Origin of the sequence: Streptomyces sp. NBC_00306 (genome assembly GCF_036169555.1) — a bacterium.
In the GTDB taxonomy this organism is placed as follows: domain Bacteria; phylum Actinomycetota; class Actinomycetes; order Streptomycetales; family Streptomycetaceae; genus Streptomyces; species Streptomyces achmelvichensis.
Map to the genome: position 1 here is coordinate 3587358 of NZ_CP108032.1, position 22151 is coordinate 3609508.

Sequence of the window (22151 nt, forward strand, 5' to 3'; positions counted from 1 at the left end):
GCAACGGCCCGTGACGAGACCCCCGAAGGACACAACCCGGTATCGACGCTGGGTGACGCATCACGGCAGCGCGGCGAGCGCCTCCGCCTGGATGTCCGCCGCTTCCCCGGCGGTCGGCCACAACTGCGCCCGGACCCACGCCCGCTTGAGATGCAGATGGACACCGGCCTCCCAGGTGAAGCCCATGCCGCCGTGGACCTGGACGCAGTCACGGGCGTTGCGCACGGCGGCGTCGTCCGCGAGGAGTTTGGCCCCGGCGATCTCCGTCCGGTCCCCGGTGACGGCGGCCGCGTAGACGGCACTGCGCGCGAGTTCCGTACGTACGAGCATCTGGGCACACAGATGCTTGACCGCCTGGAAGCCCCCGACCGGCCGGCCGAACTGCTCGCGCTGCGTGGCGTGTCGCACGGCACGGTCGGTGGCGCACGCGGCGCTGCCGAGCTGTTCGGCGGCCGTGAGGAGCGCGGCCACGCCGTCGTGCGTGCCCTCGGCGGCGGAGGCGGGCCGGGGAACGCGGTGCAGCGGCGTGAGCGGATCGACCGACCGCAGCGGTACGGCCCCGGTGGCGTCCCCGAGCACCTGGTCGGCCGCGTCCAGCCACGGGACGAGGACCCCGTCCACCCGGGTCACGACCGTCTCGCCGGCTGCGGCGCCCTCCACGCTTCCGGCGGCGAGGTGGGTGGCGACGAGCGGGCCGGGCAACAGGACCCGGCCGGCCTCCTCGAAGACGAGGACCGCCTCGGGAAGTCCGCCGCCGGCGCCGCCCTCCTTCTCGTCCAGCCGCAGCGAGAAGAACCCGGCCCGCCCGAGCTCCCGCCACAGCGCGCGGTCCAGCCGGGGTGCGGGCACCGGGTCACCGGGCCCGGGGCCGCCGGGCACCGGGTCCTCGGGCAGCAGGCGGGACAGCACCTCCCGTACGCCTGCCCGCAACGCCCGCTGTTCGGAGGTGAGTCGGAAGTCCACCGTCACGGACCCTTCGGCAGGCCGAGGATGCGCTCGGCGATGATGTTCTGCTGGATCTGGGAGGTGCCCGCGGCGATCGTGTAGGACAACGACGAGAGCCGCTCCGGCGTCCACGCACGGGACAGGTCCAGGCTGTCCGGCCCGAGCACGTCGGCCGCCGCCTCGTAGAGCTCCTGACGCGCGTGCGAGTAGCGCAGCTTGAAGACGGACCCGCCGACGCCCGGGACTCCGCCCGTCGCCTGGGACTCGCTCACGTTCCACTGGATCAGCCGCCACAGCGCGCCGAACTCGGCGTGCAGGCGGCCCAGCCGGCGGCGCAGGGCCGGGTCGTCCCAGCGGCTGTTCCCGCGGGCCGCCGCGGCCAGTTCGCCCAGTGTGCGGCGGCAGGCCACGACCTCGCCGACGAAGGCGGTGCCGCGTTCGAAGGACAGCGTGACCATCGTGACGCGCCAGCCGTCGTTCTCCTCGCCGATCCGGTTCGCGACGGGCACCCTGACCTCGTCGAGGAACACCTCGGCGAACTCGGCCGACCCGGCGAGGGTGCGCAGCGGCCGTACGGTGATTCCGGGCGCGTCCATGGGCATGGCGAGCCAGGAAATCCCCCGGTGCTTGGGGGTGCCGGGGCCGGTGCGGACGAGGAGCTCGCACCAGTCGGCGACCTCGGCGTGCGAGGTCCAGATCTTGGAGCCGGTGACGATGTAACTGTCGCCGTCCCGGACGGCCTTCGTCCGCAGGGACGCGAGGTCGGATCCGGCGTCCGGCTCGCTGAAGCCCTGGCACCAGATCTCGTCGCCGCGCAGGATGGGCGGCAGCCAGCGCTGCCGCTGCTCGGCCGTGCCCTCCGCCGCGATCGTCGGTCCGGCGTGCAGGAGACCCACGAAGTTCGCGCCCACGTAGGGCGCCCCGGCGCGTTCCGTCTCCTCCAGGAAGATCAGCCGCCGCGTCGGGGCCGCGTCCCAGTGCACCTCGCCGTAGCCCGCGTCGTACAGCATCCGCTGCCAGGCGGTGTCGTACGCCCGCCGTCCCGGCCAGTCGTCCGGGGACGGTGCGGGCGGCAGGGTGGGCAGCGAGGCGGCGAGCCAGTCGCGCAGCCGGGTCCGGAACGCCTCCTCCTCCGCCGTGTACGTGAGGTCCATCAGTCGAGGTCCAGGCCCAGCATCCGGATCGCGTTGCCCCGCATCAGCTTGTGGATCGTCTCGTCGTCGAGGCCCTTGACGTGGTCGAGCGCGACCTCCTTGGTGTGCGGGAAGGTCGAGTCGACGTGCGGATAGTCGGTCTCGAAGGTGGCGTTGTCCCGTCCGACGACGTCGAGCGAGGCGATGCCGTGCTTGTCGCGGAAGAAGCAGCAGAACATCTGCCGGTAGTAGTACGTCGAGGGCGGCTCGGGGATCAGATCGCGCACCCCGCCCCATGCCCGGTGCTCCTCCCACACGTCGTCCGCGCGCTCCAGCGCGTAGGGGATCCAGCCCATCTGGCCCTCGCTGTACGCCAGTTTCAGCCGGGGGAACTTCACCAGCACGCCGCTGAAGAGGAAGTCCATCATCGAGGCCATGGCGTTGTTGAAGCTGAGCGAGGCCTGCACGGCGGGCGGTGCGTCGGGGGACGCGGCCGGCATCTGCGAGGACGAGCCGATGTGCATGTTCACGACCGTCCCGGTCTCCTGGCAGACCGCGAAGAACGGGTCCCAGTAGCCGGAGTGGATCGAGGGCAGCCCGAGATAGGTCGGGATCTCGGAGAACGTCACGGCCCGTACGCCCCGCGCCGCGTTGCGCCTGATCTCGGCGACGGCGAGCTCGATGTCCCACAGCGGGATGATGCACAGCGGGATCAGCCGGCCGCCGCTGTCGCCGCACCACTCCTCCACCATCCAGTCGTTGTAGGCGCGCACGCAGGCGAGGGCCACCTCCTTGTCGTGCGCCTCGGCGAACGTCTGCCCGCAGAACCGGGGGAAGGTGGGGAAGCAGAGCGAGGCTTCGACATGGTTGAGATCCATGTCCTTCAGGCGTTCCTTGGGGTCCCAGCAGCCGGGGCGCATCTCGGCGCGGGTGATGCCTTCGAGGGTCATCTCGTCGCGGTCGAAGCCGACCGCCGCGATATTGCGCTTGTACGGGAACTTCAGGTCCTCGTAGATCCACCAGTCGGTCGGCGGGCCGTCCGGGTCCATGGTGATCCGGTACTTGCCGGCGACGTAGGCCAGTTCGCCGATGCCCGCGGTGAGCGGCTTGGGACCCCTGTCGCGGTACTTCGCGGGGAGCCAGGTCTCGAAGAGGTGTGCCGGTTCGATCACATGGTCGTCGACGCTGACGATCCGAGGAAGTTCAGCCATGGTGTCCCCTCCGCCGTGCCCGGGAGAAAGCCGTATCCGATGCCGGGTCCGATGCCGTGTCCGATGCCGCGTCCGAGCCATATCTGATGACCCGTCAGAAAGCAGGCTAGCCCCGCACCCCTGGACCGACAAGGCGGAGAGCTCTACGCTCTCGCCACTGTCTGACTACCCGTCAGGTCTGGAGGCTGTACGGCCATGAACGAGACCGCGCACGCTCTCGCCGCATCCCGCACGCTGTGGGAGCTCCTGCGGCGAAGGGCCGCACTCACCCCCGACCGGCCGGTGCTGATCCAGGGCGACCGCACCCTGACCTTCGGCGAACTGCTCGACCGGGCCGAGCGGGTCGCGGCCGGACTGTTCGGGCGCGGGGTTCGGCCCGGCACCGTGGTCGCCTGGCAGCTCCCCACCCGGATCGAGACGGTGCTGCTGTCCATGGCGCTGGCCCGGCTCGGCGCCGTGCAGTCGCCCGTGATCCCGTTCTACCGGGACCGCGAGGTCTCCTTCGCGCTGCACGCGGCCGAGGCGGAGCACTTCGCCGTACCGGGCTCGTGGCGGGGGTTCGACCACACCGCGATGGCGGAGCGGATCGGCGCCCGGGGGGTCTTCGAGGCCTACGGCACCCTGCCGGACGGCGACCCCTCCGTGCTGCCGCCGCCCCCGGCCGAGGGCGGTGACGTGCGCTGGATCTACTGGACCTCCGGGACCACGTCCGACCCCAAGGGCGTGCTGCACACGGACCGTTCACTGATCGCGGGCGGCTCCTGTCTCGCCCACGCGCTGCATCTGAGCGAGGACGACGTCGGCTCGATCGCCTTCCCCTTCGCGCACATCGGCGGCGCGGACTACCTGGTGATGCTGCTGCTGTACGGCTTCCCCGCGGTGCTCTTCGAGACGTTCGCCCTGCCCGACGCCCTGGACGACTACCGCAAGCACGGTGTGACGACGGCGGGCGGCTCGACGGCGTTCTACTCGATGTTCCTGGCCGAACAGCGCAAGCAGCCGGGCGAGAAGCTGATCCCCACCCTGCGGCTGCTGGCCGGCGGCGGTGCGCCGAAACCGCCCGAGCTGTACCACGCGGTCGTCCGCGAGATGGGCTGCCGGCTCACCCACGGCTACGGCATGACCGAGGTGCCGATGATCACCATGGGCTCGCCCGACGACACCGACGAGAACCTCGCCACCACCGAGGGCCGGCCGCCGGAGGGCATGGAGATCCGCATCGTCGACGGCGAGGTGCGGCTGCGCGGCGAGGCGGTCTGTCAGGGATATCTGGACCCGGAGCAGACCGCGCAGGTCTTCGACGCCGACGGTTTCCTGATCACCGGGGACCTCGGCCGGCTGACCGGGAGCGGCCATCTGGTACTCACCGGGCGGCTGAAGGACGTCATCATCCGCAAGGGCGAGAACATCTCCGCCCAGGAGATCGAGGACCTGCTGCACGGGCATCCCGGGGTGGCCGACGCGGCGGTGATCGGGCTGCCGGACGCGGACCGCGGCGAGCGGGTGTGCGCGGTCGTGGAACAGGCTGCGGGCGCACCGGAGCTGACGCTGGACGCGGTGACGTCGTATCTGCGGGGGGAGGGCCTGTCCACGTACAAACTGCCCGAGCAGCTGGAGGTGGTGAGCGCCCTCCCCCGGAACGAGACCCTGCGCAAGGTGCTCAAGTACAAGCTCAGGGAACGGTACGCGTGAGGAGACCGGTGCGTGTCCGGGGTGCGGAGATCCCCTAGGGGTGCTCCGGCGTGACGTAGTACGCCGCGAACGCCGTGAGGATCTCCTCCTCGCTGATCCGCCCGTCCGTGTCCGCGTCCAGCGCGGCCGCCGCCTGCGACGCGCGCGACTCGTCCACACCGAGTACCCGCATCACCCGCTCCGCCGCGGACGGGGTGACCCCTTGGCCGTCCTCGTCGGCGATGGCGATCACGGCGTGCAGGAACGGGCGGGCGATCTCCGCGAACCGCTGCGGATTGTCACGCAGTCTCTTCACCGCTCCGGTGATGAACTCCTGGCGGGTGACCCGCTGGTCCCCGTCCACATCGGCAATTCCCGCCATTCCCTGCCAGAACGCCTCGGCACCGCTGTACAAGGCCTGACCCTTGTCCGAGCGTGCCTTGGTGGAGAACTCGGCGAGCAGCCGTGCGGCCGCCCCGCTGAAGTCCTCACGGTCGATATAGCCGTTGCCGTCCTGGTCGAAGGCGGCGAAGCGAGACGCGATCTTGCGCTCGTACTCTGCGCTGTCCATGCGGGGAGAGTACGGCCCCGACGGCTGCCGCGTGCACGTACTGAGCCAATTACGTGGAAGCGACATGCGGAAGGACCCCGGGTGAAGCCGCCGGCAAAGGCTCAGGCGGACAGGGGTGCGGCCTTCTCGTCGGTGGCCGCGGCGGTGTCCTCGTACACATCGAAGAGCCGGCGCACGCCGAGAGCGGCCAGCACGCGGTTGACGTGCGAACCCTCCTCGGCGCCGCGGGCGGGCAGTATCAGCCGCAGCCGGCCGCGACAGGAGTGCAGCAGCCGGCGGGAGGCGATCAGTACGCCCACGCCGCTGGAGTCGCAGAACTGCACGCCCGAGAGATCCAGCACCACGTCCCGGTGCCCCTCGGCCACCGCCTCGTGCACATGCTGACGGACCACTGGTGAGGACACGAGATCGAGCTCCCCGCTGACGTGCAGCACGGTCCACGCGCCCTGCCGGTCCTCGTCCACCTTCAGCATCACCATCGGAGCCTCTCCTGGTGTCCTTGCGTCTGTACCGCCGGTACCGGAATCTGAGCTTCCTGTCCGCCTTCCCAACGGCCCTGGCCCGAAACACCGAGGTTGCGGCAGTTCCACGATGGTGTCAGTCCCTACCATCCGAGAACCCCTTCGGGGGCGCACTTGACGCAAAGGGGCGTGCGTCCTCGTGCAGGCGCATTACATTCGAAGAGGCGACAGGCACAGGGGCAGTGCGCAGGGGCGAGGCTTGGGGGCCGCATGGCAAAGGACACACCGCCGCGCTGGGACCGCAGGATGCAGCAGCGGCTGGCGCGGGGCGAGGCCGCCGCGCTCGGTGAGCTCTACGACAGGTTCGCCTCGCTCGTGCACATGCTCGCCCACCGGGTGCTGGACGACGACACCGCCGCCGACCAGGTGACCCGCGAGGTCTTCGGCTACATCTGGGAGAACCCGGAGGCCTACGACCCCAAGCAGGGCTCCCTGCGCTCCTGGGTGGCGAAGCTCACCAACAGCCAGGCCGTCCACCGGCTGCGCCGGACCGAGGCGGCCGCGCTGGCGAACGCCGGCGAGGGCTCCACCGAGGAACTGGAGCAGAAGGTGCGCCGGGCGGCCGTGGCGGCCCGCGCGGACTACATCGTCACCTCCATGCCCGCGCCGCTGCGCGCGGCGCTGGAGCTGGCGTACTTCCAGCGCAGGGACTACCGGCAGACGGCCGCCGACCTCGGGGTCACCGAGGACGAGGCCCGGCGCCGGCTGCGGCTCGGCCTGCAACTGCTCTCCACCGCCCACACCCGCCCTCTGGAGGGCTCGTCACCGCCCGGATACGGACGCTCCCTGTGAGCGGGCCCCTGGACGGCGGCCGCGGCGATGACGACGAAGCACGCGACGAGGTGCGGGGCGCTCCCCGCATACCCGGGCCCCGGGCGGCCGCGGACAACCTCGAAGCGCGGGATCTGACCGTGCCGCCGCCCCAGGAGGACGCCAGGCCCGCGCCTCCCGCGCAGACCGGCGACTCCGGGCACACGACGCAGGAGCGGCTGTCCCACAGCGTGCTCAAGTCCCTGCTCGGCGCCTGGGCACTGTCCGCCTGCTCCCCGGAGGAGACCACGGCCGTCGAGGAGCACCTCGGCGACTGCGCCCCCTGCGCGGAGGAGGCGCTGCGGCTGCGGGACGCCGTCGGGCTGCTGCACACCGACCGCGATCTCGATCTCGACCCGCTGCTGCGGTTCCGGGTGCTGGAGAACTGCCTGGGCCGCAGGCCGGCCCGTATCCCCGTGCCCGTGTGGGCCAACCCGTACGACGCCGAGACCGCCCGGCTGGACGCCCTGCTGCGGGACATCGGCGAGTCCGAGTGGCATGCGCCGGTCCGGCTCAAATGGTTCGAGGGCGAGAGCGCGGCGAGCCGGCGGACGACCGTCGCCGGGGTCATCGGGCATCTGATGACGGTCGACGGCCTGGTCGCGGGCGCCCTCGGTCTGGACGATCCGCTCGGGCGGACACCGGCGGGCGGGCCGACCGAGCGCACGGAGGCGTTCTGGGGCGCGGACGAACCGGCCACCCGCGCCGTCCACGAGCCGTGGCGCGACCAGAGCCACACCCTGATCCGCACGGTGTCCTTCGCGGGCCGCGGGGTGGCCGAACTGTCCGTGTCGTACGGGGACTTCGCGCTGCCGCTGCGGGACTCCCTCCTCGACCGCGCCTTCGAGTGCTGGATACACGCCGACGACATCGCGGACGCGGTGGACTATCCGTACGACCCGCCGAGCGGATCCCATCTGAACCGGATGATCGACCTCGCGGCCCGGATGCTGCCCGCGGCGCTCGCCGGCCGCAGACGTGCCGGTCTCGCCGGGCCGGCCAGGCATCTGGTCGCGGCGGGCGCCCCGGGACGTTCCCTGCATCTGGAGGTCGAGGGCGCCGGCGGCGGCAACTGGTACATCGCCCTGGACTCCCCCGCCGCCGTCGGCTCACCCGACCAGGCGGTGGCGCAAGTCGCGCTCGACGGAGTCGAGTTCTGCAGACTGGTGGCCGGTCATGTACCACCGGAGGAGGCCGCCGCGGGTCAGGACGGCGACCGCGAGGCGATCCGGGACGTCCTGTTCGCCGCCGCCTCGCTGAGCAGACTCTGAGGCCGGGGCGGACCCCGAGGTGCGGACGGGCGGGAGGAGTCCTACTCCCCGCCCACCATCAGGTTCGGGTTGCCGCCCCTGCCCTGCGGCTTGAGCTCGATCTGGATCGTGTGCGTGGTGTCGCGCGCCGCCGATCCGCCGCCGCCCGCGGTGAGCACGCCGATCCTCAGCTCCGCGCGGCCACTGCCCTCGCGCCGCACCTGCACCGCGAACTCCAGATTCACCTTCTCCACACTGAACTTGAGATTGCGGCCCTCGCCCGCGAGCTGCGCCTGCTCCAGCTCGTCCCGGACCTGGCCGATCACCTCGGCGAGCCCCACCACCGCGCCTTCGTCACGCTCAGCCATCGCGCCCCCCGTTCCCTGTAGTTATCGTTGAGCAGTATGAGGGAGCCGTTGCGTACGTCCAACTCATCGTCGCAAGAGGAAAGTTGGCGGGTCTGCCTGTTCCGTACGCAGAACCGTTCCGGACGTCCGCTGGGTGCGGGGGTGCTGCTCCCCGGGGGACTGGTGCTGACCTGCGCCCACACCGTGCTGTCCCGGCCCGGCCTCGACGGCGGTCGCATCCCCTTCGACACGGTGTACGTCGACGTGCCGGCCGCCCCGGGACCGGAGCCCGAACCGCTGCGGGCCCGGGTGCTCCAGGAGTATCTGGTCGAGCCCACCACCGAGTTCGCCGGCGATCTCGCACTGCTCAAGCTCGACCACGAGCCGGCCGTGCCGCATGCCGTGCTGCACCGCCAGGTGCCCGGGCCCGGCAACCCCGTCCATCTGACCGGCTATCCGGAGGACCTGCCGGGCGGCGAGCATCTGACCGCGCGGCTGATGGGGCGCGGCGGCCCCGGCCACCGGGCGGAGTGGGTGCAGCTCGACCCCGACGGCGCGCCCTACACCGTCCGCCACGGCTACAGCGGCAGTGGTGTCGTCCACAGCGGCTCACGGCGCCTCCTCGGCATCCTGGCCCACCAGTTCGGCACCCCGGAGGCCCCGGTCCGCCGCGAGCACGCGTACATGATCCCGACCGAGACGGTGCTCAAGCATCTGCCGCTGGAGCGGCTGGGGATCACCGTCACCGGGCCCAAGGCCGTCTCGGCCGGTGTCGCCGTGGCGCCCGAACGGACCGCGTCCGGCCGGGTGCCGGGGCTGCACCGCCGGATGACGCACTGGCTGGACGGCGCTCCCGACACGGACCCGGTCGAGGTCCTGTTCGCGGGCGAGGGCGAGCAGGCGCTGCTGTTCACCATCCGCAGCGCCCTCACCCTCGCCGACCGGGAGCAGAGCCCGCCGTCCGCCTCCGGGAGCACGGCGGGCGAACCGCAGATCGGCGGCATCGACATCGCCGTGGACGCCACCAACCGCACGGCAGACGAGCTCGCCGGGCTGACGGCCGAACGCATCGGCCTCGACAGGGCGCCGTCCTCGGGCGGCCCCCGTACCGCGCTGCTGGAGCGCATCGCCGCGGAGACCCCGCCGCTGAGCACCGCGTTCCTGGCCGTCGACCGCTCGGCGTCGCCGGACGAGGAGATCGTGGCGCTGCTGCGCGCCGTGCTCGCCCGGGACGACAGCCGGCTGCTCCTCGTCTTCAGCGATCCGCAGTCCCCACTGCTGGAGCGGGTGCGCGACGAGCTGCTGGAGGCGGGCTGGCCCGGCACCCGCGTCGAACGGCTGGCGGTCCGGCTGACCCGCCTGGCCGAGACCGAGCAGCGCTTACGGCACCTGCCGCCGTCCGCCGCGCTGCCCCGCCCGCGGCCTCCCGAGGAACAGTCACGCCGGCTGCGGGACGAACTGCGGAGGCTGCGTGAAGGCGGCCCGCTGCACGGCACGAAGGCCCTTCCGCAGGCACTGTTCCAGCTCACCGTCGCCGTCGAGGCCGCGCTGCTGGAGGCGGAGAACGCCGAGGCGGCACTCGCCGGGCCGCAGGGGCCGCGGGACTTCGCCGTGGAGCTCCCCGGCGACGGGCTGACCGATCTGCCGTCCGTGGCCGTGCGCGACCCGGACGCGCTCGTCATCGGCTCCACCGGACACCATCTGACGGGCGGTGACCGGCTGCACCAGCAGTACGAGGTCGTGGGCCCGCTCGGGCAGGGCAGCCACGGCCAGGTCTATCTGGCCCGCGATCTGCTGCTGGACAACCGCCCGGTGGCGCTGAAGGGCATCCTCGACCCGGGCAATCCCGTCGCGGTGCTCCAGGCGCACCGCGAGCGGCTACGGCTGGTCAGCCTCAACCATCCGTCGGTCATCCGGGTGGTCAACTACGCCCGGCATCCGTCGACCTCGGCGGAGTTCATCGTGATGGAGTTCGCCGACGGCGCTCCGCTGGAGTGGGTCGCCGCGCGGATCGCCCAGCACGATCCGCCGTTCTCCGGGCCCCGGCTGCGGGAGTTCATCGTCGTCTACGGACTTCAGATCCTGGACGCGCTCAGCTACCTCCACGACCAGGAGGGCCTCGTCTACGGGGACCTCTCGCTCACGAACGTGCTGCACTGCGGCAGCGGCATCAAGCTCATCGACGTCGCGGGCGTCCGCAAGCCGGGCGATCCGGGTCCGGTCAGCCACCGGCCGCCGGAGACCGGCCCGGGCGGGGAGATGACCACCGCGGGCGATCTGTACGGGGTCGGCGCCGTGCTCGGCGACCTGCTCGCGAAGGCTCCGGCGCCCCCTGCCGACCTCGGCACGGAGTCGCTGGAGCGGGCCCTGCGCCGCGCGGTGGCACCCGACCCCAAGCGCCGCTACGCCTCCGCCGACGAGATGTCCCTCCAACTTCGCGGAGTTCTGCGTGAGTTGCGGTCGCTGCGGCTCGGCGAGGAGACCTTCGAGCCCTCACCGCTGTTCGACCCGGCGGCCTCGGCACTGGACGGCCAGCTCGGCAAGGCCCCGCCGCTCGTGCGCTGGCGCTCCGGCAGCGGACTCGCCCTGCCGCTCGGCGCGGGCGTGCCGGGCCCCGCCGAGGTCGCGGTCGCGCTCCCGGTACCGAAGGCGGACCGCGAGGACCCCAACTGGAAGGAGCTCCAGCGCACCTCGTACGCCGACCCGGCCGGTCTGCTCCAGCTCAGCGACGAATGGCTGGGCTCGCCCGAACTGCATCTGCTGCGCTGCCGGCTGCATCTGGAGCTCGCCCGCGACCAGGTGCGGCAGCCCGACAAGCATCTGGTCGCCGCCGGGATGGAGCTGGAGCGGGCGCGCCGGCTGCTCGGCGACCGCGCCCGGTTCGACTGGCGCCTGGACTGGCACCAGGGCCTGAACGAACTCGCGCACGGCAGGCTGCGCCAGGCCCTGAACTGCTTCGACGAGGTCTACAGCGCGATCCCCGGCGAGTACGCGCCCAAACTCGCGCTCGGCTACTGCCACGAGAAACTCGCCGACCTGTGGCGGTCCGGCGAACCGCACACCGCCGAGCACGAGGAGCAGCGCGACCACCACGAGGAGCAGGCCATGCGGTTCTACGACGCGGTCTGGCGGCGCAACCACGCGCTCGGCAGCGCCGCGTTCGGACTCGCCCGCATCCATCTCGCGCGCCGCAGCCCCGACCGGGCCCTGGCCTCGCTGGACGGCGTGCCCCCGGACTCCCGGCACCGCACCGCGGCCCGTACCGCGATGGTCCGCATCCACGCGAGCCTGCCCGCGGACGGCTCCGCGCCGAGCACCGCGTCAGCGGTGCGGGCGTACGCCGCCCTGCGCCGGCTGGTCAGTCACGAAGGGCTCACCGACCGGCAGGCCTACGAACGGCTCACCGCCGAACTGCTGGAGCTGCTGCTCGAACTCGTCCGCGGCGCACGGGAGAAGGGCACGGCCGCGGACCCGCTGGCGGAGCTGCGGTCCGCGCTGCCCGCCGCGGCGTCGGTCCCGGCGGGCGAACGGGAGCTGCGCGAGCAACTGTCCGCCTGCTACCGCCGGCTCGCCAAACAGGTGCCCCGCACCGACGACCCGGAGGACGCCGCACTCGCCGAGGCGCTGCTGGACAACGCGTACCGCACCCGGCCGCTGGGCGTGCGCCACCAGCGGGACCGGCGCACCCGTGAACGCGCCCGCCGGACCGCCGGTGACTGGCTCCCCCAGGTCGTGCGGCGGCCCCGGACGTCCGGGGAGGAGGCATGACCGCGCTGCGCCCGCCCGAAACCGCCGAGGAGGCGCCGGCCCGGTCGCGGCCGGGCAGGTGGGCCGTGGTGCGGCTGCGCGCGGCACGGACCCGGCTGCGGCCCGCTGCGGTGCGTGGTCTGCACGCGCTGCGGCGGCTGTTCCCCGAGCTGTGGCTGCGGGCGTCGGGACGGGCCGGCGGCGGCACCCCCACCGCCGGGTTCCTGCGCCGGCGGATGGTGGTGCTGCCCGCGCTCGCCGTGATCGCCCTCGCGCTCTCGGGAGCCGCGTACACCGACATCCACGACCGCACGGAACGGCTGCGGGACCGGTGCGCACCGGCGCTGGTGGACCTGGCCCGCGCCCGCACCTCGCTCGAACTGGCCCAGGCGCAGGCCAGTACCCGGCTGAACACCGGTGACCGGCCCGGCATGGTCGCACTCGGCGAGACCTACCGCTCCCGGCTCACGGAAGCCACCCAGAGCCTCGGCCGGGTCGCCCAGTCCGGCGCCCTGCGCAAGGCGCAGGAGCAGGAGCTGCGCGTGGTGTCGGGACTGGTCGTCGGGTACGGCGACAAGATCGCCTGGGCCGAGCGGCACCGCGCGACGCCCGTGCTGCGCAAGGCCGGTGTCGCCTACGCCGACGACATGCTCCGCGGACGCGTGGGCACGGTGTCCGACAGTGACGAGATGCCGCCGACCTCCATCCTCGACCGCATCGCCGGACTGGAGAGGGAACTGCACCGCGAGAACGACGAGCTGGCGGCCTGGAGCCCGCTGACCCTCACGGCCGCGGCCGCGGCGGCCCTCGCCACCGCCCTCTTCGCCTTCGTCCTCGTCGGCACCTCGGTCTTCCTGCGCGACCGGCTGCGGCTGGTGAGCGTGCAGCTCGCGGCGGCCGCGGTGCCCGTCCTGGTCACTCCGGTCCTGCTCGCCGTGGCCGGGGCGGAGGAGCACGGCGCGCAGGACCAGGTGCGCAGGGACCTCGGCGTACTGGAACGGGTCACGGCCGGCCGTGAGGCGCCGCGCCTGATCGAGGCCACCGCACGCCGGACGGACACGGTGATGCGCGGCGCCACCCCCGACACCTGGTCGCTGACGGCGGGCATCGCGTCCGCCGCCGCCGGGACCGGGGCGCTGGCCTGCGGTGTGACGCTCTACCTCTACGTCCGCCCCTATCCGCCCGCCCGCCCCCGACGGAAGTACCCGGACGCATGAAGCGCTTGAGGGCCCTGTTCGCCTGCATCCTTCTGACCGCGGCGACGCTGACCGCGGGCGGCTGCTCCGACCCGGCCGAGAAACGCACCCTCGTCATCCTCGGCTCGTGGACCGACGGCGAGGAGAAGCCGTTCGTGGACGTCCTGCGCAGCATCGGGAAGCGGACGGGTCTCACCTACGTCTACAAGGGCACCCGCTCGCTGCGCGAGACGCTCGTCGCCCAGCTCCAGGCGGGCGCGCCGCCGGACATGGCGATCCTCAACAGCCCGGGGGACGCCGCCGAGTTCGCCCTCGCCGGGGACGCGTACCCGCTGCCGGAGAAGGTGTCGGGCGCCGCGGTCCCGCCGTGGGCACCGACGGTCACCGTCGAGAACGAGCAGGGCGAGGCCCGTACCCGCGCCTACTGGGCGCCCGTGAGGGTCGATCTCAAGTCCCTGGTGTGGAGCCGCGGGAAGCCGGCCGGCCAGGCGACCAGGGAACGCCCCTGGTGCCTGGGCCTCGGCTCCGGGGCGACGTCGGGCTGGCCGGGCACCGACTGGATCGAGGACCTGCTGCTCCAGCAGCTGGGCGACACGGAGTACGAGCGGTGGGCGACCGGCGGGATGCCGTGGAAGGAGACCGCGCCGGCCTGGCGGATGTGGGCCGAGCTGATCGCGGACGGCAAGGGGGACCTCGGCGCGGAGGGGCTCAACTCCTCCTTCGAGCGGCTTCCGGACGGCCGCCGCGGGCTGCTGAAGAGCGGCCGCTGCGACTACGAGCACCAGGGGTCGTTCATCCGCCGCCACTACGACGACGAGGTGCCGCCGGTGCTGCCCACCCCGACCGCCCGCTTCCTCGGCATGAAGTCGGCCGAGGCGGACGGCGCGTACGAGGTCTCGGGCGACATGGCGGCCGTCTTCAGGCCCAGCGCGGCCGCCTGGGACCTGCTCGGCCGGCTCACCTCCCGCCAGGCCCGCGAGGACTGGGTGAAGGCGGCGCCGGCGGGCGAGCGTCCGTTCTTTCCCGGGACCCCGGTCGGCGGCACCCCGCAGTCCGGAAGCACCCTGGCGGTCCAGAAGCTGATCGACGGCTCGCGCCAGATCTGCATGGACGCCTCGGACGCCATGCCCCCGACGCTGCGGGACGCGTTCTACCGCGCCGTCCTGGAGTTCCTGGGCGCCGGGGACAAGGAGAAGGTCCTGCCGGGGCTGCTGGACCAGCTGGAGGCGGAGCGGAAGCTCCAGGAGGCGGAGAACGCCTTCGTCCTGGACGACCTCTGCGACAGCCCGGCGGCGGCACCGTAGCGCCTCGGGTCGGGCGTCGGGCGTCAGGCGTCAGGCGTCAGGCGTCAGGCGTCAGGCGTCAGGCGAAGACGACGGTACGGCGGCCGTTGAGCAGGATGCGGTGTTCGGCGTGCCACTTCACCGCGCGGGCCAGCGCCTGGCACTCCACGTCGCGTCCGACCGCCACCAGCTGCTCCGGGGTGACCTCGTGGCCGACCCGCTCGACCTCCTGCTCGATGATCGGGCCCTCGTCGAGGTCGGCCGTCACGTAGTGCGCGGTCGCACCGATCAGCTTCACACCGCGCGCATGCGCCTGGTGGTAGGGCTTGGCGCCCTTGAAGCTCGGCAGGAAGGAGTGGTGGATGTTGATGATCCGGCCGCTGAGCTGCTTGCACAGGTCGTCCGAGAGCACCTGCATGTAGCGGGCGAGCACGACCAGCTCGACGTTCTCGGCGTGCACCAGGCTGAGCAGCTGCGCCTCGGCGGCGGCCTTGTTGTCCTTGGTGACCGGAATGTGGTGGAACGGCACGTCGTAGGAGGCGACGAGTTCGGCGAAGTCCGTGTGGTTGGAGACGACCGCCGCGATCTCCACCGGCAGCGCGCCGATCCGGGAGCGGAAGAGAAGATCGTTGAGGCAGTGGCCGAACTTGCTGACCATCAGGACGATCCGCATGCGCTCCTCGGCGAGATGGATCTCCCAGTCCATCTGGAAGGCGTCACCGACGGCGGCGAAACTGGCGCGCAGCTTCTCCACGGTCACCGGCGCCTCGGCCGAGAAGTGGACCCTCATGAAGAACAGACCCGTGTCCCGGTCCCCGAACTGCTGACTGTCCTCGATGTTGCAGCCCGTGATGAACAGATAGCTCGACACGGCGTGCACGATGCCCTGTTTGTCGGGGCAGGAGAGCGTCAGGACGTACTGGTCGGTCATCCTCGTAGGGTGCCATATCCGCCACACCGCACCGGACGCCGTCCGTCAGACGGACCGGCGGCAGCGAGCGGGACGACTCAGGCCGAGCGGGTCATGATGCGCAGCACGTCCAGCGAGCGCGGCGGTGCGTCCGGGTCCTCGCCGTCGTTGGCTGCCAGCCGTACGTGCGCGTCACGGGCGGCACGGACCGCCTCGGGCCAGCCGTGGTGCTGCATGTAGGCGGCGACGGCGGCGTCCGCACCCACCTGGTGCATGATGCGCAGCACCCGCAGGACGGCGACGTCGACGAGGGCCGCCTCGTTGGAGTCGCGGAAGATGGTGCCGACGTATTTCTCGGCGGACCAGTTGTCCAGCCAGGTGTCCTCGACCAGCCGGTAGACGGCGTCGGTGACATCGCCGTACCCCTCCCGGCCGGCCAGCCAGGTCTCCTGATGGAAGACGGGGTCGGAGAGCATGTGCAGCGCCGAGCGCACATTGCTGCGCCAACGCCACCAGGGCATGTCAGTAGGGGGCATGTCGCCCATGGTGGAGGAGCGACGCCCGCGACGGGAAGAGGGGACAGGACCTTGCTGCACGCCTTCGATCGTACGTTCCTTTCTCCGCTCCGCCGACAGGCCCCTGCAATTCACCTCCCGGTCACCCGCCGTTGAGCAGTGCACACTGCTCCGTTACCCGGGAGACGGAAATGTGACGCGGCATGACCGGTTGGCGACGTTCCTCCTCCCCCCGCCCCTCATGGACCTCACGGGTTCGCGCCGTACGCATACCTGCGGTGGCAGTGATGGCCGGAACGTTGCTGGTCACCGGGTGCGGCGTGCTCCCTGGAAGCACGGGGGGCTCCAGGGAGCCCGTCACGGTGATGACCTTCGCGCCGCAGGACACCAAGGCCACCAACATGCCCGGCATGCCCGCCATGGCGAAGGCGTACGCCCGCTGGGTCAACTCCCAGGGCGGCATCGACGGCCACGAGCTGCGCATCATCTCCTGCAACGAGCAGAACACTCCCACCGGCGCGGCCACCTGCGCCCGGCGCGCGGCCAAGGAGGGCGTGGACGCCGTCGTCGGCTCCTACAGCCAGCACGGCGACGCCTTCATGGCCCCGCTGGAGGCCGCCCGCATCCCCTTCATCGGCGGCTTCGGGATATCGGAGGAGGAGTTCACCAGCTACCTCTCCTACCCCGTCAACGGCGGTCAGGCCGCTCTGCTGGCCGGCCAGGGTCTTCAGCTCGCGGACGTGTGCCGCCGGGTCGCCCTGGTACGGCCCAACTCGCTGGCCGGCGACGAACTGCCCGAGCTCCTGAACGCCGGCCTCGCCGGGGCCAGCCGCCGCGCCTCGACCGACATCCTGGCGGCGGAGGACGCGACCGACTACACCCCGCAGGCCGAACAGGCCCGCACGAAGGCGGGTGCCGGAGCCGCGACGGACGACGACGACCGCCCCGGCTGCGTCACGGCGGCACTCGGCGACCGCACCGAGACCTTCATCGACTCGTTCCGCCGACTGCCCGAGGACGACCGCAAGATCAGGGTCTCCTCGGTGCTGAGCAGCGTCAGCCAGTCGCTCATCGACCGCACCGGCGGACGCAACGGCCCACTGGAGGGCGCCTTCCTCACGGGCTGGTACCCGGACGCCGCCGACGCGCGCTGGGAGGAGATGAAGAAGGTGATCAGCACCCACGCCTTCGGCGACAACCGGATCGACCCCGCCGACGCCGGCGTGCAGACCACGTGGATCGCCTACACCGTGCTGAAGAGGGTCGTCCAGTCGCTCGACTCGGACGAGATCTCGCCGGGGAAGATCTCCCGCGCCCTCGACACCGGAGTGCAGGTGTCCACGGACGGGCTCACTCCGCCGCTGCGCTGGGAGTACGAGGACATGCTGGGCGTCTCCGGCTTCCCGCGGCTCGTGAACCGGGGCGTGACCTTCCAGGTCGTGCGCGACGGACGGCTGGTGGCACAGCGGGACAACTTCGTGGACGTCTCGAAGACGCTGACGGCGTCGGTGACCGGATCGGACTGACGCGGCTCAGCCGTCCGAGCTGACCGAAATGCCCGAACTGTTCGGATCCGGCCGACTTCCCTGTCCGGATCCGGCTGACGGCTTGCCCGCCCGTGACCGGCCGACGGCTCCCGTGTCCTGATCATCCGGACCGCCCGGACAGGCCGGCTCCTCCCGAGCGGCCGGATCCGGCCGACGCCGGCCTTCGCCGCCGCCCGCCGGACCGTCCGTCCGCGGCCGCCGTTCGCCTACAGCTGGTCGCTGCGGCGCTCGGTGAGCTCGTACTTGGTCGCGATGGAGTTCCAGAGACCGGACGCCTCCCGCTTGGCCTTGGTGGCCTCACCGCTGGCCCGGTTGCCCTGGGCCGACTGTCCCGTGTTGCGGGCCTGCCCGTCCTTGCAGCCCTTCTTGCTCTTCACCTGCGTCGCCCAGACCGCATAGTGGTCGTCCGCCGAGGCCGACGACTTCCAGGCCTCGTTGAGCGCGGCCGTCAGCTCGGAGTGACGGGGCAGCTTGTCGACGCTCAGCCCCTCCAGCCGGGTCACCAGGCTGCGGCGCTGGTCCGCCGCCCCGCGCAGATCGGTGGACGCCTGGTCGAGGTCCTTGCACTGCTTGATGTTCTCCACCGAACGGATCACCGCCGCCCGGCTGTTGTTGCTGTCGGCGAGGAGCTTGTCGAGCGCCTCGGCCTGCGGCTTCGCCGGATCGTCCGCGGCCTTCGGGGAGTCGTCGTCGGGGACGGACGAGGACGCGGCCACGTTCTCGCCGGCGCCCGGGTCCTCCTTCTTGTCGTCACCGCCGAACACCACCGCGCTGACGCCGAGTCCGAGCACGGCGCAGCCGACGACCACGGCCGCGGCGACGGGCACCCGCGAGGACTTGCGCCGCCGCGACTCCGGCTCCTGCGGCTCGTAGGACGCCGCCCGGCGCTGCCGCGGGGCCTGCTGCTGGTACGCGGGCTGCTGCGGGTCGCTCTCGATACGGGGCAAGTGCTGTGTGGCGTCCGCCATAGGGGCACCCGGGGCGTCCGACCGGAACAGGCTGTCGAACTCCGCCGGGGGCTGCCGCTCGCCGGGCGTCCCGGGCCGGATCCCCAGCGGCGCCCCGCTGGGCGCCGCCGGTACCGGCGGCAGGAACTGGGTGGCCGCCTCGTCCGCGCCGCCCTGCCCGGGCTGCGCTCCCGTGCCGGGCAGCGACCGGGTACCGAGGAAGGTGGTGGACTCGGCCGACGTCTCGGGCGGCAGCGCGCCCGCCGTCACGGGCGGGATGAACTGCGTCGCGTCCGTGGCACTCACGCCCGGGGACGACGCCGGAAGGGCCTGTGGGGGCACCGCGTCCGGCAGGGGCTGCGCCGGGGGCAGCGGCTGCGCCTGGACGCCGTAGGCGGCCTCCGGGGCCTCGCCCCAGCCGCCCTGGGTCCCCTGGGACGGCTGGGGGTCGTACGGCTGCGGAGCGGGCTGCGCGTACGGGTCGGGCCGGTACGGGCCCTGCACGTGCTGCTGACCGCCGTGCTGATCCTGTCCGTACCGGCCCTGTCCGTACTGGTCCTGCCCGAACTGCCGGTCCTGGCCGTACTGCCGGCCCTGGCCGTACTGCTGGTCCTGCTGGGCTCCGTAGGCGTCCTGACCCTGCGGTTCCTGTCCGTACCGCTGCGCTCCGTACGGGTCCTCGCCCTGCTGCCCGAAGGCCGACCCGGGTCTGTGGTCCTGTCTGTGGTCCTGCTGTCCGTACGCGTCGCTCTGCGCCTGCTGCTGCCCCTGCGACGGGCCCCAGGGCTCGCCCCACGGCTGCCCGCCGGCCGGAGCCGCCTGGGCGCCGGAGGCACCTGGTATGAAAGGCTCTGACCCGTCGGCGGGCAGCACGACGCCTTCGTGCGCGGGCCGGGCAGCGGTGTGCCGCTGCTCGTCACCCTGTCCGCTGTGCGTCACCGGGACTCCTACGTGTGGACCTACGGAATCGTCGGTTTACGCTACCGGGTCCGTCAGGCAGCCCGCACACACGTGTGGAAGCAGTAACAAGAAGCGACCGCCCGACGCTGATAACGGCCTGATCCCGGTTCTCAGGCGGCCTGGAGCTCCAGCCGCGCACCGAATTCACGGACCGCCGGCTCGTCCGCGTACGGCTCCAGACGCTGCTGGAGATCGTCCAGATACTCCGCGCCCCTGCTGGAGCGCAGCCCGCCCAGCAGCTCCACCGCGCGCGTGCCCGTGTGGCAGGCCTGTTCGACCTCACGCTGCTGGACCTGCGCCGTCGCAAGCAGGACCAGCCCGATGGCCCGTCGCCTCGCCCGTGACTCGGGATGGCCGTCCAGCGCGTCCGCGGCATGGTGCGCGGCCGCCTCGGGCCGGCCCAGATCGCGGTAGCAGTGCGCCAGTTCGTCCGCGAGATAGGCGTGGTCGAAGTGGGCGATCCACGCCGGGTCGTCGCCGGACCGCGGTTCGGCGCGCTCCAGCGCCGCCTGCGCCCTGCCGGCCACCGTCCGACAGGTGTGGGCGTCCCCGAGGAGGGCGTGTCCGCGTGCCTCGGCCGCGAGGAACATCGCCTCGGCCCGCGGGGTGACGTGTCCCCGGGCGCCTTCCTGCGCGGCCCTGGCGAGCTGGGCGATCTCCCGGGGGTTGCCCAGCTGGGCGGCGAGATGACTCATGGAGGCGGCCAGCACATAGCCGCCGTAGGCGCGGTCACCGGCCGCCTGGGCGAGCCGCAGCGCCTGGATGTAGTAGCGCTGGGCGAGCCCGGGCTGTCCGGTGTCGACGGCCATGTACCCGGCGAGCTCGGTCAACCGCGCGACGGCCGCGAACAGTTCGCGGCCGACCGATTCGCGGTAGGACCCCGACAGCAGCCCGGACACCACGGAGTTGAGGTAGTGCACGACGACCGGACGGACATGGCCGCTGCCGAACCGGTGGTCCAGGTCGGTGAGGGCGGCCGTCATCGCCCGTACCGCCTCGACGTCCGAGACGCCCACCCGGGAGCCGGCGGTGCGCGCCACCTGGGTGTCCGCGCCGGTGATCAGCCAGTCACGGCTCGGTTCGACGAGCGCGGAGGCCGCGACGGCGGAACCGGACAGGAAGTCGCGCCGACCGACGTCGCTGCGCCACAGCTCGCAGACCTGCTCGATGGCGCCCAGCACGGTCGGCGAGAACTGGAGTCCGACGCCCGAGGCCAGGTTCTTGCCGTTGGCCATGCCGATCTCGTCGATCGTGACCGTCCGTCCCAGTTTCCGCCCCAGCGCCTCGGCGATGATCCCGGGCGCCCGGCCGCGCGGCTGCTGGCCCCGCAGCCAGCGCGCCACCGATGTCTTGTCGTAGCGCAGGTCCAACCCGCGCTCCGTGCCGACCATGTTGACGCGTCGTGCCAGCCCCGCATTCGAGCACCCGGCTTCCTGGATGAGTGCCTGCAAGCGTTCGTTCGGCTGTCGTGCGACGAGAGGCCTGGCTGCCATGACTACCCCCTGAGGCCTGCGGTGATCCACGCAGTGATCACTACCCGGCTGATATACGGAGAATGCAGACTTGAGCGACTTGGTCTCTTTTTTCCGGAAGCCACGCGAGGCGCGCGCTCCCCCCGGCCGACGGCCCGTCCCCCTGCCGACGGCCCCTGCGAGTGGCTACCCGCTCCTCGTGGCCCGGCCGCGTGCGCGCCCCCGTCCATGCACCGATGCGCCCCGCATGCAGGATCGATGCTGCGCGGGCCGGCGCGGGACGCCCGTAACCCGTGGTGACGGCGGGAGTTGAGAGTGACGTGGAAGAGACCATGGGAGTCACCGAAGCCGCCCAGATCCCGCAGCAGCGCGGTGAGCAGCTGCTGGACCATGCCGTGCGGTACGCGGAAGAGCGGCACTGGGACGTGTTTCCCGGCACCTGGCTGGAGGCGGTGGAGGGCCGCGAGCTGTGCTCGTGCGGCGACACCGGCTGCCCGTTCCCCGGCGCACACCCGGCGCGGCCTGACTGGGCGAACCAGGCCACCGGCAGCGCGGTCGCCGCTCGCCGGCTGTGGTCGAAGACGCCGAGGGCGTCGATCCTGCTGCCGACGGGCCGTACCTTCGACGCCCTGGACGTCTCCGAGTCGGCTGGCTTCCTGGCCCTCGCCCGGCTGGAGCGGATGGATCTGCCCCTCGGTCCGGTGACCTGCACCCCCGACCGCCGCATGCTCTTCTTCGTCCTGCCGGGCGCGGCCCCCAAGATCCCCGAGCTGGTCCGCACGCTGGGCTGGGCGCCGTCCTCCATCGATCTGGTCGCCCGCGGCGAGGGCCACTACGTCGCCGCCCCGCCCACCAGGATCGGCGGCCACGGCGCGGTGCAGTGGGTCCGCCGCCCCACCCCGGCGAACCGCTGGCTGCCGGACGTGGACGAACTGCTGAGCCCGCTGGCGTACGCCTGCGGCCGCGAGGCGGCGGCGGAGCGCGCCCGACGCGGCTAGGTCCGCCGCCGGGGTGTCGGCGGGTGCGTCACCTCGGCCGCTGCGCGGCTGCCGCTCCCCCGCCCGCCGTACATATGGTGGACCTCGTACGTACGGGGAACACCGAAAGGCGGGGAT

General features: G+C 72.3%; 18 protein-coding genes. 8 read left to right on the top strand and 10 right to left on the bottom strand.

Features of this window, described 5'->3' with window-relative positions; genetic code table 11:
• Positions 1–60: 60 nt before the first annotated feature.
• From OHA05_RS15865 to OHA05_RS15875, 3 genes are read right to left on the bottom strand one after another with little or no spacing between them, the layout of a single operon-like run.
• A complete protein-coding gene (locus OHA05_RS15865) occupies positions 61–963 on the bottom strand; it encodes an acyl-CoA dehydrogenase family protein (protein ID WP_313945715.1) in 903 nt (300 codons plus the stop codon).
• A gap of 2 nt (positions 964–965) precedes the next feature.
• Complete coding sequence (locus tag OHA05_RS15870; RefSeq protein WP_313945714.1) at positions 966–2099, bottom strand: acyl-CoA dehydrogenase family protein; 1134 nt, start codon at positions 2097–2099, stop codon at positions 966–968.
• Positions 2099–3289 (bottom strand): amidohydrolase family protein, encoded by a 1191-nt coding sequence (locus OHA05_RS15875; RefSeq protein WP_313945713.1) that lies wholly within the window; start codon positions 3287–3289, stop codon positions 2099–2101. Before OHA05_RS15875 ends, OHA05_RS15870 begins: the two co-directional genes overlap by 1 nt.
• Before the next feature lie 195 nt (positions 3290–3484).
• On the opposite strand from OHA05_RS15875, the gene OHA05_RS15880 reads away from it, so the two are divergent.
• On the top strand, positions 3485–4981 hold the full coding sequence (locus OHA05_RS15880) for a class I adenylate-forming enzyme family protein (RefSeq protein ID WP_328860971.1): 1497 nt from the start codon (positions 3485–3487) through the stop codon (positions 4979–4981).
• 34 nt (positions 4982–5015) lie between these two features.
• Here OHA05_RS15880 and OHA05_RS15885 read toward each other — a convergent pair whose 3' ends face one another.
• Both OHA05_RS15885 and OHA05_RS15890 read right to left on the bottom strand, forming a co-directional pair.
• Positions 5016–5531, bottom strand: a complete 516-nt coding sequence (locus OHA05_RS15885) for an EF-hand domain-containing protein (protein WP_313945711.1) — start codon at positions 5529–5531, stop codon at positions 5016–5018.
• Positions 5532–5632: 101 nt separating this feature from the next.
• Positions 5633–6007 (bottom strand): STAS domain-containing protein, encoded by a 375-nt coding sequence (locus tag OHA05_RS15890; RefSeq protein WP_313948964.1) that lies wholly within the window; start codon positions 6005–6007, stop codon positions 5633–5635.
• A gap of 255 nt (positions 6008–6262) precedes the next feature.
• Here OHA05_RS15890 and OHA05_RS15895 point away from each other — a divergent pair, with 255 nt between their 5' ends.
• Both OHA05_RS15895 and OHA05_RS15900 read left to right on the top strand, forming a co-directional pair.
• On the top strand, positions 6263–6844 hold the full coding sequence (locus OHA05_RS15895) for a sigma-70 family RNA polymerase sigma factor (protein ID WP_327683077.1): 582 nt from the start codon (positions 6263–6265) through the stop codon (positions 6842–6844).
• Positions 6841–8133 carry a zf-HC2 domain-containing protein gene (locus OHA05_RS15900; RefSeq protein ID WP_313945709.1) on the top strand — a complete coding sequence of 431 codons (1293 nt, stop codon included), beginning with the start codon at positions 6841–6843 and terminating at the stop codon, positions 8131–8133. The genes OHA05_RS15895 and OHA05_RS15900 overlap by 4 nt, the downstream gene beginning before the upstream one ends.
• Positions 8134–8174: 41 nt before the next feature.
• Here the strand turns inward: OHA05_RS15900 and OHA05_RS15905 are convergent, their stop codons facing one another.
• Entirely contained in the window at positions 8175–8480 is a 306-nt protein-coding gene (locus tag OHA05_RS15905) for a trypco2 family protein (RefSeq protein ID WP_328860972.1), read from the bottom strand.
• 141 nt (positions 8481–8621) lie between these two features.
• On the opposite strand from OHA05_RS15905, the gene OHA05_RS15910 reads away from it, so the two are divergent.
• The 3 genes from OHA05_RS15910 to OHA05_RS15920 are packed head-to-tail and all read left to right on the top strand — an operon-like array spanning position 8622 to position 14706.
• Entirely contained in the window at positions 8622–12227 is a 3606-nt protein-coding gene (locus OHA05_RS15910; RefSeq protein WP_328860973.1) for a tetratricopeptide repeat protein, read from the top strand.
• On the top strand, positions 12224–13423 hold the full coding sequence (locus tag OHA05_RS15915; protein ID WP_328860974.1) for a hypothetical protein: 1200 nt from the start codon (positions 12224–12226) through the stop codon (positions 13421–13423). The genes OHA05_RS15910 and OHA05_RS15915 overlap by 4 nt, the downstream gene beginning before the upstream one ends.
• The gene (locus OHA05_RS15920; protein WP_328860975.1) at positions 13420–14706 is read left to right on the top strand and encodes an extracellular solute-binding protein; all 1287 of its coding nucleotides are present in this window, start codon (positions 13420–13422) and stop codon (positions 14704–14706) included. The genes OHA05_RS15915 and OHA05_RS15920 overlap by 4 nt, the downstream gene beginning before the upstream one ends.
• A gap of 58 nt (positions 14707–14764) precedes the next feature.
• On the opposite strand, the gene purU is transcribed toward OHA05_RS15920, so the two are convergent.
• Positions 14765–15616 carry a formyltetrahydrofolate deformylase gene (gene purU, locus OHA05_RS15925; RefSeq protein WP_313945704.1) on the bottom strand — a complete coding sequence of 284 codons (852 nt, stop codon included), beginning with the start codon at positions 15614–15616 and terminating at the stop codon, positions 14765–14767.
• Between the two features lie 77 nt (positions 15617–15693).
• Complete coding sequence (locus tag OHA05_RS15930) at positions 15694–16140, bottom strand: SCO4402 family protein (RefSeq protein ID WP_313948963.1); 447 nt, start codon at positions 16138–16140, stop codon at positions 15694–15696.
• 173 nt (positions 16141–16313) lie between these two features.
• On the opposite strand from OHA05_RS15930, the gene OHA05_RS15935 reads away from it, so the two are divergent.
• A complete protein-coding gene (locus OHA05_RS15935) occupies positions 16314–17636 on the top strand; it encodes an ABC transporter substrate-binding protein (protein WP_328860976.1) in 1323 nt (440 codons plus the stop codon).
• A gap of 227 nt (positions 17637–17863) precedes the next feature.
• Here OHA05_RS15935 and OHA05_RS15940 read toward each other — a convergent pair whose 3' ends face one another.
• On the bottom strand, positions 17864–19543 hold the full coding sequence (locus OHA05_RS15940) for a hypothetical protein (protein WP_328860977.1): 1680 nt from the start codon (positions 19541–19543) through the stop codon (positions 17864–17866).
• Between the two features lie 131 nt (positions 19544–19674).
• Positions 19675–21057 carry a transcriptional regulator gene (locus OHA05_RS15945; protein ID WP_328860978.1) on the bottom strand — a complete coding sequence of 461 codons (1383 nt, stop codon included), beginning with the start codon at positions 21055–21057 and terminating at the stop codon, positions 19675–19677.
• 311 nt (positions 21058–21368) lie between these two features.
• Between OHA05_RS15945 and OHA05_RS15950 the strand changes: the two genes are divergently transcribed.
• Entirely contained in the window at positions 21369–22034 is a 666-nt protein-coding gene (locus OHA05_RS15950) for a bifunctional DNA primase/polymerase (protein ID WP_328860979.1), read from the top strand.
• Positions 22035–22151 lie beyond the last annotated feature (117 nt).